12 protein-coding genes and 1 riboswitch are annotated in these 13,053 nt (G+C 68.5%); of the genes, 4 read left to right on the forward strand and 8 right to left on the reverse strand.

Annotated elements, in window-relative coordinates:
• Positions 1-59 precede the first annotated feature (59 nt).
• The 8 genes from EV668_RS13005 to EV668_RS13040 form a co-directional block, all read right to left on the reverse strand.
• On the reverse strand, positions 60-1,292 hold the full coding sequence (locus EV668_RS13005) for an ABC transporter substrate-binding protein (RefSeq protein WP_133770675.1): 1,233 nt from the start codon (positions 1,290-1,292) through the stop codon (positions 60-62).
• A gap of 112 nt (positions 1,293-1,404) precedes the next feature.
• Positions 1,405-1,692: a GIY-YIG nuclease family protein gene (locus EV668_RS13010; protein WP_133770677.1), complete on the reverse strand. Its 288-nt coding sequence runs from the start codon at positions 1,690-1,692 to the stop codon at positions 1,405-1,407.
• An 80-nt stretch (positions 1,693-1,772) separates the two neighbouring features.
• Positions 1,773-3,008 carry an ABC transporter substrate-binding protein gene (locus EV668_RS13015; protein WP_133770679.1) on the reverse strand — a complete coding sequence of 412 codons (1,236 nt, stop codon included), beginning with the start codon at positions 3,006-3,008 and terminating at the stop codon, positions 1,773-1,775.
• Positions 3,009-3,107: 99 nt separating this feature from the next.
• Entirely contained in the window at positions 3,108-3,815 is a 708-nt protein-coding gene (locus EV668_RS13020; protein WP_133770681.1) for an ABC transporter ATP-binding protein, read from the reverse strand.
• Entirely contained in the window at positions 3,802-5,625 is a 1,824-nt protein-coding gene (locus tag EV668_RS13025; protein WP_133770682.1) for a branched-chain amino acid ABC transporter ATP-binding protein/permease, read from the reverse strand. The genes EV668_RS13020 and EV668_RS13025 overlap by 14 nt, the downstream gene beginning before the upstream one ends.
• Positions 5,625-6,575, reverse strand: a complete 951-nt coding sequence (locus EV668_RS13030; RefSeq protein ID WP_245513153.1) for a branched-chain amino acid ABC transporter permease — start codon at positions 6,573-6,575, stop codon at positions 5,625-5,627. Before EV668_RS13030 ends, EV668_RS13025 begins: the two co-directional genes overlap by 1 nt.
• Positions 6,572-7,477 (reverse strand): NAD(P)-dependent oxidoreductase, encoded by a 906-nt coding sequence (locus EV668_RS13035; RefSeq protein WP_133770684.1) that lies wholly within the window; start codon positions 7,475-7,477, stop codon positions 6,572-6,574. Before EV668_RS13035 ends, EV668_RS13030 begins: the two co-directional genes overlap by 4 nt.
• 70 nt (positions 7,478-7,547) lie before the next feature.
• Positions 7,548-8,330: a 3-hydroxybutyrate dehydrogenase gene (locus EV668_RS13040; protein ID WP_133770686.1), complete on the reverse strand. Its 783-nt coding sequence runs from the start codon at positions 8,328-8,330 to the stop codon at positions 7,548-7,550.
• Positions 8,331-8,440: 110 nt separating this feature from the next.
• Here EV668_RS13040 and EV668_RS13045 point away from each other — a divergent pair, with 110 nt between their 5' ends.
• The 4 genes from EV668_RS13045 (at position 8,441) to EV668_RS13060 (ending at position 13,049) form a co-directional block, all read left to right on the forward strand.
• Positions 8,441-8,860 (forward strand): carboxymuconolactone decarboxylase family protein, encoded by a 420-nt coding sequence (locus tag EV668_RS13045; protein WP_133770688.1) that lies wholly within the window; start codon positions 8,441-8,443, stop codon positions 8,858-8,860.
• A 254-nt stretch (positions 8,861-9,114) separates the two neighbouring features.
• A complete protein-coding gene (locus tag EV668_RS13050) occupies positions 9,115-10,122 on the forward strand; it encodes an ABC transporter substrate-binding protein (RefSeq protein WP_166652450.1) in 1,008 nt (335 codons plus the stop codon).
• A gap of 6 nt (positions 10,123-10,128) precedes the next feature.
• Positions 10,129-11,469 carry an MmgE/PrpD family protein gene (locus EV668_RS13055; protein ID WP_133770692.1) on the forward strand — a complete coding sequence of 447 codons (1,341 nt, stop codon included), beginning with the start codon at positions 10,129-10,131 and terminating at the stop codon, positions 11,467-11,469.
• A 300-nt stretch (positions 11,470-11,769) separates the two neighbouring features.
• Positions 11,770-11,892, forward strand: a riboswitch (TPP riboswitch).
• Positions 11,893-11,972: 80 nt separating this feature from the next.
• Positions 11,973-13,049: a LuxE/PaaK family acyltransferase gene (locus tag EV668_RS13060; RefSeq protein WP_208111534.1), complete on the forward strand. Its 1,077-nt coding sequence runs from the start codon at positions 11,973-11,975 to the stop codon at positions 13,047-13,049.
• The last annotated feature ends 4 nt before the right edge of the window (positions 13,050-13,053 follow it).

Genomic DNA, 13,053 nt, shown 5'->3' on the forward strand with positions numbered 1-13,053 from the left:
CGGTGCCCCGGTGCGCGCTGTATCCCGGCTTTCGCCGGGATGGGCGGAGGGAAGCCCGGTCAGGCCTTCTTCGGCCAGAACGGCTTCGACAGCGCGAGATCGTCCGGGAAGACCGTGACGGGCGTGCCGTTCTGCCACTGGATCACGGTCAGGCCCGCGCCGACGCGGCGGCCCTTGTCGTCGAACTTCATCTGCCCGCCGGGGAAGTATTTCGCCGGTCCGAGATCGAGGTTGCGGAGCGCGTCCGCCACCGCGACCTTGTCCGCCTTGCCGGCCTTCTCGAGCGCCTCCTTGATGATCCACATGTCGCCGTAGGTGGAGATGGCGTTCTGGTCCATCCAGGGTTCGTTGTACTTCTGCTTCAGCTCCGCGATCAGCGGCTCCTGGCCCTTGGTGCCCCAATTGCCGACGCAGGAGAGGACGCCCTGGAGCAGGTCCTTCGAGACGGTGTTGAGGATGTCGGGCATGGCGATCGCGATGCCGAAGGAGATCGTCGGCACGCGGCCCTGGCCGAGGCCGAACTCGTTCATCTTCTCGAGGATGAGCTTGGCGTCGGAAATGACGGTCGGCAGGAAGAAGAGGAGGTCGGGCCGCGCCGCGCGCACCTTCTGCACGAGCGGCGTCGCATCCGCGATCGGCGGCGTGAAGGTCTCGTCCACGACGAGCTTGAGGCCGAGCTTCTGGAGGAGGCCCTCCTTCATCGGCTTCACCGAGGCGACGGAGGCGCCGGTATTGTCGGTGATGATGGCGACCGTCTGCGGCCTCTTGCCGGTGACGCTCTCCGCGAGCCTCATGATCTCCGGCAGGGCCTGTTCCGCCTGCGAGGCGGCGGTGGCCGAGGTCTGGAAGACGTATTTGAACCCCCGGCCGGTGATGAGGTCCGAATAGGAGAGGGTGAGGACCGGGATCTGCGCCCGCTCCGTCACCTCGGTCACGGCGAGGGTGAAGGAGGAGAGGTACGAGCCGCTCGCCGCGACGATGTCCGGCTCCTGCGCCACCATGCGCTGGGCGGCGTTCTTCGCCTTCTCGGTCGTGTCGCCGCAATCGAGGGTGAGCATGGTCATCTTGGCGCCGCCGAGCGCCTTGACGCCCCCGGCCGCGTTGATGTGCTCGATGGCCATCTCGCCGCCCATCTTCATGACCTGGCCGAAGCGGGAATAGAGGCCCGAGACGGGCACGAGCAGCGCCACCTTCACCTCGGCCGGGTTCTGCGCCCGTGCGATCGAGGGCATCGCGAGTGTTGCCGCCGCCGAGCCCATGAGCCCGCGGCGGGTGATGTCGAGATTCGCCATGTGTCGTTCCCTCCCTTTGGTCACCCGCTCCTCCCGGCGGAAGCCGGGATCCAGAAACCACCGTCCCGCTGGATCCCGGCTTCCGCCGGGAGGAGCGGGTGAAGTCATGGAGCTACCGATTGAGCGTCTCGTAGAGATCCTCCCAGTCGGGATTGTTCTTTTCGATCAGCTCCAGTTTCCAGCGCCGCTGCCACTCCTTCATCTGCCTTTCGCGGACGAAAGCGGCTTCGCGCGTGTCGAACACATCGTACCAGACCAGCAGCTTGACGTCGTACTTGCTCGTGAAGCCTCGGAGTTCCTTCGTCTTGTGCTGCCAAACACGCCGGGACAGGTCGTCCGTCGAGCCGATGTAGAGTGTGCCGTTCCGTTTGCTCGCGAGGATGTAGACATAGAACGCCATCCACCCCTCCGCTCATCCCGGCGAAAGCCGGGATGAGCGGTCGAGCGCCCGGCCTTCGCCGGGAGGAGCGGGTGGAAACATCACCCCCGCTTCGGCCAGAAGGGTTCGGCGACCGCGATCTCCTTCGGGAAGACCGTGACGGGCGTGCCGTTCTGCCACTGGACGATGGTGACGCCGGCGCCGACGCGGCGGCCCTTGTCGTCGAACTTGAGCTGGCCGCCCGGATAGAACTTGGCCGGGCCGCCATCCATCGTGCGCAGGGCCTCGGCGACGGCATCCTTGTCGGCCTTGCCCGCCTTCTCGAGCGCCGCCGCCATCAGCCACATGTCGCCATAGGTCGAGATGACGTTCTGCGTCGCCCAGGGCTCGTTGTAGCGCTTCTTGACCTCGGCGATCAGCGTCTCGTGGCCCTTGAAGCCCCAATTGGCGACGACCGTCATGACGCCCTGGAGAACCTCCGGCTTGACGCTCTGCAGCACGTCCGGCTCGGCGATCGTGATCGAGAAGGAGATGGTCGGGATGCGGCCCTGGCCGAGGCCGAACTCGTTCATCTTCTCGACGAGGAGCTTGGCGTCGGAGACCGCGTTCGGCATGGCGAAGAGGAGGTCGGGCCGGGCGGCGCGGACCTTCTGGATCAGCGGGGTCGCGTCCGAGAGCGGCGGCGTCCAGACCTCGTCGACGACGAGCTGGAGGCCGAGTTGCGGGAACAGCTTCTCCTTCAGCGCCTTCGCGGTCGCGACCGAGGTCGCGGTGTTGTCCATCACGATGGCGACGGTCTTGGGCTTCTTGCCGGAGGCGCTCTCGGCGAGCTTCATCAGCTCGGGCAGGCCCTGCTCCGACTGCGAGCTCGCGGTCGCGGCGGTCTGGAAGATGTACTTGTAGCCGCGGTCGGTGATGAGGTCCGAATAGGACAGGGTCAGGACCGGGAGCTTGGCGCGCTCCGTGACCTCGGTCACGGCGAGCGTGAAGGAGGAGAGGTAGGCGCCGGTCGCGGCGACGAGGTCGGTCTCCTGCGCGACCATGCGTTGGGCGGCGTTCTTCGCCTTCTCGACGGTGTCGCCGCAATCGATCAGCACGAGCTTGAGCTTGGCGCCGCCGAGGGACTTGATGCCGCCGGCCGCGTTGATGTCGTCGATGCCGATCTCGGCGCCCATCCGCATCACCGAGGAGGGGCGGGCATAGAGGCCCGACATCGGCACGATCAGCCCGACCTTGACCTCGGCCGGGTTCTGCGCGCGCGCGATCGAGGGCATCGCGATGGCCGCGGCTGTCGAGCCGATCAGCGCGCGACGGGTGAGGTCGAGTTTCGTCGTCATCGTTTCACTCCCTTGAGCGGGTCGAGGCCCGTTCGGCCTTTGCCCGCGACTTTATCGGCCGTCCATCATCACCCGGCTTTCGCCGGGATGACGCTTCCGTCACATTCCGAGATAGGCCTGCCGCACCCGGTCGTTGGCCCGGAGCGCCGAGTTCGGACCTTCGAGCACGACGCGGCCGGCCTCCAGGACGTAGCCGTGATCGGCCGATTCCAGCGCCTCCGCGACCCGTTGCTCGACGAGCAGGATGGTCAGCTTGGTCTCCTTGCGGATCTCGAGCAGGCGCTCGAAGATGAAATCGGCGACGGTCGGCGCGAGACCCATCGAGGGCTCGTCCAGCATCAGCAGCCGGGGCGAGGAGGCGAGACCGCGCCCGATGGCCAGCATCTGCTGCTCGCCGCCCGAGAGCGTTCCGGCGAGCTGCGAGCGACGCTCGGCGAGGCGCGGGAACCAGCCCAGGATGGCGTCGAGATTGCGCTTCCAGTCCCGCCGCCCGGCCTCGGTATAGGCGCCGAGCTCGAGGTTCTCGAACACGCTCAAGGAGGCGAAGACCTGGCGGCCCTCCGGCACATGGGCGATGCCGAGATGAGGCCGCCGGTCTGCCGGGACGTCCGCGAGGTCCAGGCCCTCGAAGGCGATCCGCCCGGCGCGCGGCTTCAGCGTGCCGGAGATGGTGCGGAAGATCGTCGTCTTGCCGGCGCCGTTGGGGCCGACGATGGCGACGAACTGGCCCTCCTCGACCTTGATCGAGACGCCATTGAGCACGGGCACGGCGGTGTAGCCCGCGTGAACGCCGTCAAGCGTCAGCATGGGTGCTCCACTTCTTGCCGAGATAGGCCTCGATCACACGGGGATCCTTCGTCACGGAATGGGGTTCGCCCTCGACCAGGACCATGCCGTGATCGAGCACGACGAAGCGGTCGACGAGCTGCACCATGGCGCCCATCGTATGCTCGATGATCATGATCGTGATGCCGGTCGCGGCGAGCTTGCGGATCACCGCCAGCACGTCGCCCACCTCGCCGTGGCCGAGCCCGGCCAGGGTCTCGTCGAGGAGGAGGATGCGGGGCTGGCCGGCGAGGGCGCGTGCCAGCTCCATCAGGCGGAGCTGCTTGGTGGTCAGCTCCCCGCCCAGCCGGTCGGCGACGTCGGCGAGGCCGACCGTCGCGACGGCCTCCTTGGCGCGCCGCAGGGCCTCCGCATCGGTCGCCGCATGGACGAAGGCGCCGGTGAGGACGTTCTCCTCGACCGACATGCGCAGGAACGGCCGCATGACCTGGAAGGTGCGTCCGACGCCCGCCGCGCAGAGCGCATGCGGCCTCTTGCCGATCATGTCCCGGCCGTCGAGCATCACCTTGCCCTCGTCGGGAGCGAGGAAGCCGTTCAGGAGGTTGAACAGGGTGGTCTTGCCCGCCCCGTTCGGCCCGATGATGCCGAGGATCTCGCCCTTCTTCACGTCGAAGGAGACGTTCTGCACCGCCTTGAGGCCGCCGAAGGTCTTCGAGATGCCCTGGACCGAGAGGATGGTCTCGCGCGAGACGTCTCGCCCGCTTCCCGCGCGCTCGTCCTGAGGTGCCGGGCGAAGCCCGGGCTCGGAGGACGCAAAGCCGTCCTGCGTGCCTCGAGGCTCGCCGTCGGCGAGCACGTCGGCAGGAGGAACGGGAGAGGAATCCCGCTTGCGTCCCCGCCAGGCGTCGCGAAGCCGCCAGTACAGCCCCTCGGGTGCGAGGAGGATGACCGCGACGATGGCGAGGCCGAAGATGACGCCCTGGATGCCCGGGATCTTGGCGCCGAGCTCGGCATGCAGGATCTCGCTGATCGGGATCAGGATGACGGCGCCGATGACCGGCCCCCAGACGGTGCCGATGCCGCCGAACATCGTCACGGTCAGCGCCTGGGCCGAGACCAGCATGCCGAAGACCGACGGCGGCGTCACGACGAGAAGGACGACCGTGTAGAAGGCGCCGACCATGCCCGCGATGGCGCCCGAGACGGTGATGGCGCGCAGCTTCCAGCGCAGGGTGTCGATGCCGGCCGCCTCCGCCGCCGCCTCGTTCTGCTTGATGGCGAGGAGGGCGCGTCCGAAGCGCGATTGCTCGATCATGCGCGTGATCAGCACCGTGCCGATGAGCATCGCGAGCGCGATCATCGTATAGGCGCGCGGATCCTCGAACTGCATGAACGCGAGGGGCGCGTCGCGCCGCATCGGGATCGTCAGTTCCTGGTAGCCGAGCCACTCGAACACGTAGAGGAGCGCCAGCGGATAGGCGAGCATGGCGAGCGCGAAGTAATGGCCGCGCAGGCGGAAGGTCGGGAAGCCGACCATCAGGCCGGCGATCCCGCCGAGCACGGCCGCGATCGGGATCGTGATCCAGGGCGTGAGGCCGAAATGGATCTGGCCGAGCACGGTCGTGTAGGCGCCGATGCCGAAGAAGGCGGCATGGCCGAACGAGACGAGGCCGGTATAGCCGGACAGGACGTTCCAGGAGAGGCCGAAGATCGCCCAGACGAGGACCAGCGTCAGCATGAGCTGGTAGTAGGAATTCGTCACCAGCATCGCGATCACCGCATAGGCGAGCGCGAAGAGGACGATGGGGAGGGTCTTCTTGAGCGCAGTCATCACGTGCGCTCCGAGACGCGGCCGAAGAACCCTTGCGGCCGGAAGAAGACGATGGCGAGGAAGACGACGAAGATCGCGGTATTCTGGAGCTGCGTCGGCAGGATCAGGGTCGAGAGCTGCTGGACGAGACCGATCGTCATGCCGCCGAGGAAGGCGCCGCCGATCGAGCCCATGCCGCCGAGCACGACGCCGGCATACATGACGATCACGTAGTCGAGGCCGACGAAGGGCTGGAAGGGAAGCGTGGTCGCGAGGAGGCCGCCGGCGACGGCGGTGATGCCGACGCCCATCCCGAAGGCGAGGCGGTGCGAGCGCGCGACGTCGATGCCCATATAGGTCGCCGCCTCGGGATTGTCGGCGGAGGCGCGCAGGGCCTTGCCGAGCATCGAGCGCGCGATCAGCAGCGTCAGCGCGACCATCACCGCGACCGAGACGATCGCCGCGACGCCGCGCGCCTGGTTGATGAAGAGCATGATCTCCTCGCCGATCGGCAGCGTCCAGGCCGAGGCCGAGAGCGACGTGCGGACGGAGATGAGCTGCGAGCCGAAGGCGATGAGCGCGCCGTTCTGGATGATGAGCGCGATGCCGAGCGTCAGGATGAGCTGGGCGTAGTGCCCGTCGCCGTCGAGCTTGGCCGCCCCCGCGCCCGAGACGCGCGAGATCAGCAGCGCGTGGATCGCATAGCCGAAGATGAAGAGCAGCGGCCCCGTCAGCAGGATCGCGGCATAGGGCGTGAGGCCGCCCGAGACGCCGAGCACCGCGGTCAGCGCGGCGAAGACGTAGAAGGCGCCGTACATGCCGAGCATCATGAAATCGCCCTGGGCGAAGTTGATGACCCGCATGACGCCGAAGATGAGCGCGAGGCCGACGCACATCAGCCCGTAGATGGCGCCGACCAGAAGGCCGGCGACCAGCGCCTGGAGGACGTTCTCGATCGCCTGGGCGGTCACGGCTTCTCTCCCGAACGCATCTCGACGCCCGCCCATTCCTCGAGGAGCTTCGCGATATGGGTGAAGTCGGAATCGGCGCCGTACCGGGCCTTGGTGACGGCCAGCATCTGGCGCACGGCCGAGCCCGCGACCATCGGAATGCCCATGGCCTCCGCCTCCTCGATGCACAGGCGCACGTCCTTGTAGGACAGCCCGGTGGTGAAGCCGAAATCGAAGGTGCCGGGCAGGATCGAGCGCGGGAACTTGTCCTGCGTCGCGCTGTTGCGGCCGCTCGAGATGTTGATGATGTCGATCATCACCTGCGGATCGACGCCGGACTTCACCGCCATCGCCATCGCCTCGGACGAGACGACGAGGGCGGAGGCGGCGAGGAGGTTGTTGGCGAGCTTCGCCGATTGGGCGAGGCCCGGCTTCTCGCCGACATGGAAGAGCTTGCCGAAGACCTTCAGCACCGGCTCGAGCGTGTCGTAGGTCGCGCGCGGGCCGGAGACGATGACGGCGAGCGTGCCGCCCTTGGCACCCGAGACGCCGCCGCTGACCGGGCAGTCGATCCAGGTGATGCCGCGCTCGGCCAGGGCCTCGGCGATGGCCTTGGCGGTGCTGGGGCCGGTGGTCGAGAAATCGACGATGGTCTTGGCGCGGCCACCGTCGATCAGTCCGCCGGGCGCGGTCACGACCGCCTTGACGATGTCCGGGGTCGGCAAGCTGACGAAGACGACATCCGCCTCGTCCGCCACCGCTTTCGCCGAGGACACGGCCGTCGCGCCGCGCGCGGCGAGCCGCTGCGGACCCGCCGGCTGGGTGTCGAAGACGACGAGATCATGGCCGGCATCGAGCAGCCGGCCGGACATCGGCTCGCCCATGCGACCGATTCCGACAAAACCGAGCCGTGCTCCGGCCATCCCTTCCTCCCAAGGCGCGGGTTATCCCCAATGCGCCGCTCTTACCTTATCGTCAGACGACCTGACAATCTCACGCAACAGACCATGCGCCGTCAATGGGCAAGGTGGCGCCCGTGATGTCCCGTCCACCGGAACCGCACAGGAAAACGACCAGCGCCGCGACGCCCTCGCCGGCGATGAAGCGCCGCGTCGGCTGGCGGGTGGCGAGATAGTCGCGCGTCGCCTCCTCCTCGCTCGTGCCGGAGGACGCGGCGATGCCGCGGATGCGCTCGGTGATCGCGTCGGTCGGCACCGTGCCCGGGCAGATGGCGTTGCAGGTGATGCCCGATTCGGCCGTCTCCAGCGCGACGGCGCGCGTCAGGCCGAGAAGGGCGGTCTTCGTCGTCACGTAGTCGGCGCGGTTGGCCGAGCCGATCAGGCCGTAGATCGACGAGACGTTGACGATCCGCCCGAAGCCGCGCGCCCGCATGCCGGGCAGGGCGAGGCGGATGAGGTGGAAGGGAGCCGTGAGATTGACCGCGAGCGACCGGTTCCAATCCTCGGGCGCCAGGGCCTCGATCGGCCCGAATTGACGCACGACGGCGTTGTTCACGAGAATGTCGATCCCGCCGAACGTCGTCGCGGCCGCATCGATCAGCGCCGCGATGGCGCTCTCGTCGGACAGATCGGCGCCGTGAAAGAGGGCCTCGACGCCGTGGCGCGCGGCCAGACCGGCCCGCGCCGCCTCGGCCCGCTCCGGGTCCTCGAGGCCGTTGAGGACGATGTTGCAGCCCGCCGCGGCCAGCGCGTCGGCCATGGTCAGGCCGAGCCCCGTCGTCGAGCCGGTTACGAGAGCCGTGCGCCCGCGAAGCATGCTGGATTGAACCCCTGTCGGACCCGGATGCGATCGTCGGATGCGGGATTGTCAGGTTGACAGACAAGAAAGCTCTCTGTCAAACGAAGGTCCGATCCTTGGAGGGCGTCATGGCTGAGCGGCCGGAATTCCAGAGCGAACTGTTCAAGCAGGGCAAGCAGAACCGCGGCGAGGTCGCCGGGATGGATCATCTTGAGCGCATGCTCGCGAAGGCGGACGATTTCTCCGCTCCGATCCAGCAACTCGTCACCGAATATTGCTGGGGCCATGTCTGGGGCCGGGACGGCCAGGACGGGCGCCCGGGCCTGCCGCGCAAGACGCGCTCGATGCTGAACCTCGTCATGCTCGCCGCGCTCGGCCGCGGCCACGAGTTCAAGCTTCACACCAAGGGCGCTCTCGTGAACGGCGTGACCCGCGACGAGATCCGCGAGATCATCATGCAGGTGGGCATCTATGTCGGCGTGCCCGCGATGATGGAATCGACCCGTCTCGCGCAAGAGGTCTTTGCCGAGGTCGACGCGAAGAAGTAGGACACCGGGACGAGCTTCGTCGCTCCTCACCCTCCCCTGGAGGGGGAGGGTCGGACCGAAGGTCCGGGGTGGGGTGACAAGCGGTCTCCACCTCGAAGACGTTCACGATGAGGCGAGGTGGTGTTCACCCCACCCCGCCGGCTTCGCCGACGACCCTCCCTCTCCAGGGGAGGGTGTGGCGGGCGGTTCATCCAGCAAGCAACGGATCGCGGCGGAGACTTCGTTCCGACACGCGGCTGAGAGGGAGGACATCGATGAGACGCTTTGCTGCCCTTGCATTGGCCGGCCTCCTGGCCCTCGCGCCGGGCCTCGCCCGCGCCGAGGTCGACGAGGTCAGGATCCCCGTCGGCGCCGGCGGGATCGGCTTCCTGCCGCTTCTCGTCATGGAGAAGCAGAAGCTGGTCGAGAAACACGCCGCCGCGGCCGGGCTCGACAAGCTCAAGGTGAGCTGGATCAGCTTCGGCGGCCCGTCGGTCGTGAACGACGCCCTGCTGTCCGGCGCCTCGCATTTCGCGCCGGCCGGGCCTCCCGCCTTCCTGACGATGTGGGGCCGCACGCGCGGCGCGCAGAAGGTCATGGGCGCCGCGGCCATGACCTCCATGCCGATGTATCTCAACACGAATTCCGATCGCATCAAGACGCTCGACGATATCGGCGGCACCGACAAGATGGCGGTGACGGGCATCAAGGTCTCGATCCCGGCCATCGTCATGCAGATGTATGCGCGGGACAAGTACGGCGCCGCCGACTATGCCCGCTTCGACAAGTACACCGTGTCGATGACGCATCCGGATGCGGTCGTCGCGCTGCTGTCGCGGCGCCTCGAGATCAATCTCCACTTCGCCTCGCCGCCCTTCCATCAGCGTGAATTGAAGGATCCCGGCATCCGCACCGTGATGAACACCGACCAGATCATGGGCGGCTCGACGACCTTCACGATGCTGTACACGACGCAGAAGTTCCACGACGAGAACCCGAAGACCTACGGCGCGGTGATGGCGGGGCTCCGCGAGGCGATCGCCTTCATCAAGGCGAATCCGAAGGAGGCGACCCGGATCTTCGTCGAGGCGCCGGGCGGGAAGGGCTGGGCCGAGGAGGAGATCCTGGCGGTGATCCAGTCGCCCGATACCGTCTTCACGACCTCGCCGCAGAACGTCATGAAATACGCCACCTTCATGCACGAGGTCGGCACGCTCAAGGTCAAGCCGGAGAACTGGAAGGAGCTCTTCCTGCCGGATGCCCACGATCAGGAAGGAAGCTGATCCGGGATGGCGGCGACCATCGTCGAGACGCTCGGCGCCTTCGTCGCGGAGCGATCCGGGTCGGACATCCCCGAGCGGGTCAGGCACGGCGGCCGGCGCGCGCTCCTGAACGGGTTCGGCCTCGCGCTCAACGCGGCGGCCGATCCCGCGATCGAGACCGCCGTCGCCGCCCTGTCCGCCTTCGGCCCATCCGCTCAGGCGGGCCTGATCGGACGGCCCGAGCGGCTCGATCCGCCGGCGGCCGCCTTCGTCAATGCGATCGGGATGAACCTTCTCGATTTCGACGACACCCATCTGCCGACGATCATCCATCCGACCGCCCCGGTCGCGCCTGCCGTCCTCGCCCTTGCCGAGGCGAGGGGCCTGTCGGGTGCGGAGGTCCTCGACGCCTTCGTGCTCGGGGCCGAAATCTGCTGCCGGGTCGGCGACGCCGTCTCGCCGGGCCATTATGCGCGGGGCTGGCACATCACCTCGACCTGCGGCGTCTTCGGCGCCGCCGCCGCCAGCGCGAGGCTCCTCGGGCTCGATGCGGAGCGGACGGCGCAGGCCCTCGGCGTCGCCTCGAGCCTCTCGAGCGGCACGATCGAGAATCTGACGACGGCCGGCAAGAATGCGAGCGTCGGCAATGCCGCCCGCAGCGGCATCCTCGCGGCTCTCCTCGCGCAGAGCGGCTATGTCGCCTCCCCGACCGCGATCGAGGGGAAGCTCGGCTGGGCCCGCGCCTCGGGCGACGAGCCGGATGTCGCGCGCGCCCTCGCTGGCCTCGGCGAGGACTGGGCCTTCGAGCTGAACGCGCTGAAGCCATATCCGGCGGGGATCGTCTTCCACTCGACCATCGACGCCGCCCTCGCGCTGCGCGAGACGCACGGCATCCGCGCGGAGGAGATCGACCACGCGATCGTGCGCGGCGACGCCCTGCTCCTCGCCCGCGGCAGCCGGCCGGTCGCGACGCATCGCGATGCCCGCGTGAGCCTCCACCATGCGGTCGCGACGGTGTTCCTCTATGGCGGGGCCGGGATCGCCGATTTCGAGATGCCCCGCGTCATGGCGCCGGAGGCCGTCGCTCTGCGCGCCAGGGTGCGCGGCGAACTCGACGCCTCGCTGCCGCCGGGCGCCTCGTCCGTCGAGATCGTCCTCTCCGACGGCCGGCGCCTCGTCGAGACGGTCGTCCATCCCCGCGGCAGCATCGAGCGGCCGATGTCCGACCGCGACGTCGAGGACAAGCTCCGCACCATCGCCGAGGGGCGCGTTTCTGCCGAGACGCTGGACCGGATCGTCGATCTCGTCTGGCATCTCGACGAGCAGCCGGAGATCGCGACGCTGATGCGCCTCGCGGCGGGCGGCTGAGGAGGCGGGCGTCTCGCTGAGGCGCATCCGTCCCGCACCGCGACCCACCTCACCCTCCCCTGGAGGGGGAGGGTCGGACCGAAGGTCCGGGGTGGGGTGACGCGCGATGTTCGCTTCGAAGAGGCTTGAGATGGGGAGAGGTGGGTTTCACCCCACCCCGCCGGCTTTGCCGGCGACCCTCCCCCTCCAGGGGAGGGTGAGGCGGGTGCTGGCATGTGAAGGCCAGGGCCATCCGCCATGGGCACGGAGCCGCGTTCGATGACGGCTTCTTGACAACCGCGGAGCCCATCCCCCACCTAGACCCGTTCCCAGGGGGGCCTCGGTAGGAGGCTGAGATTCCGCCGGCCCGGCTCCGGGCGACGCGGTGACCCTACGAACCTGATCCGGATCATGCCGGCGTAGGGATGCGGGACGGGCAGCCTTTCAAGCCCTCGATTGCTCCTCGTGCGTGGTCCGCGATCGACCTCCGCCCGGCCATGCCGGCGTGGACCGAGAGGGATGTCGTGACGCAGGCCGAGATCATCGAGGAACTGCTGGCCTTCCTGGACCTGCCGGAGGCCGACGAGGTCGCGTTCGAGGCGATGGCGCTGCGCGTCTTCGCCTATCAGTTCCGGAACAACGCGCCCTATCGCCGCTTCGCGACCCAGCGCGGCCGGACGCCGCTGACCGTGCGCCGCTGGCGGGACATCCCGGCGGTTCCGATCGACGCCTTCAAGACGCTCACCCTGAGCTGCTGCCCGCCGGACGAGGCCGAGCGGGTCTTCATGACGAGCGGCACGACGCAGGGCGTGCGCGGCCGGAGCCATCACCCGACGCTCGCCGTCTGGGAGCGCTCGATGCTGCCGACCTTCCGGCGCCGCGTGATGCGCGGGCGGGAGCGCATCCGCATGGGCATCCTCTTCCCCGACGAGAGCGAGCTGCCGAATTCCTCCCTCGCGCATTACCTCGCGCTGGCGCGGCGCGAATGCGGGGCGCCCGGGAGCCGGGTCTTCATCGGGCCGGACGGGCTCGATCTCGACGGCCTCCTCGCCGACCTCGCGCGGGCCGAGGCCGAAGGCGAGCCCTATGCCCTCCTCGGGGCGAGCTACGCTTTCGTGCCGCTGCTCGACGCGCTGGCCGAGCGGGGCCTGACCGTCCGGCTGCCGGAGGGAAGCCTCGTCTTCGATACGGGCGGCTTCAAGGGCCAGTCGCGCGAGTTGGGGCCCGACGAGTTCTACGACGCCCTCTCGGCCGCCTTCGGCGTCCCGCGCTCGGCCTGCCTCAACATGTACGGCATGACGGAGCTCAGCAGCCAGTTCTACGACGACGGCAACGAGACCTCCCCGCCCGTGAAATCCGGGCCGCACTGGGTCCGCAGCCGCGTCGTCGATCCCCTGACCGGCGCCGACCTGCCGGAGGGCGAGCGCGGCGTCCTCGTCCATCACGACCTCGCCCATTTCAACTGCGTCTCGGCGATCCTGACGGAGGATGCGGGACAGATCGTGCCGGGCGGTTTCCGGCTTTTCGGACGCGTCGACGGTGCGGATTCGCGCGGCTGCTCGGTCGCGGTCGCCGAGTTCCTCGCGGCGGCACGGGGCTGAGCGT

It is taken from the genome of Enterovirga rhinocerotis (genome assembly GCF_004363955.1).
In the GTDB taxonomy this organism is placed as follows: Bacteria; Pseudomonadota; Alphaproteobacteria; order Rhizobiales; family Beijerinckiaceae; genus Enterovirga; species Enterovirga rhinocerotis.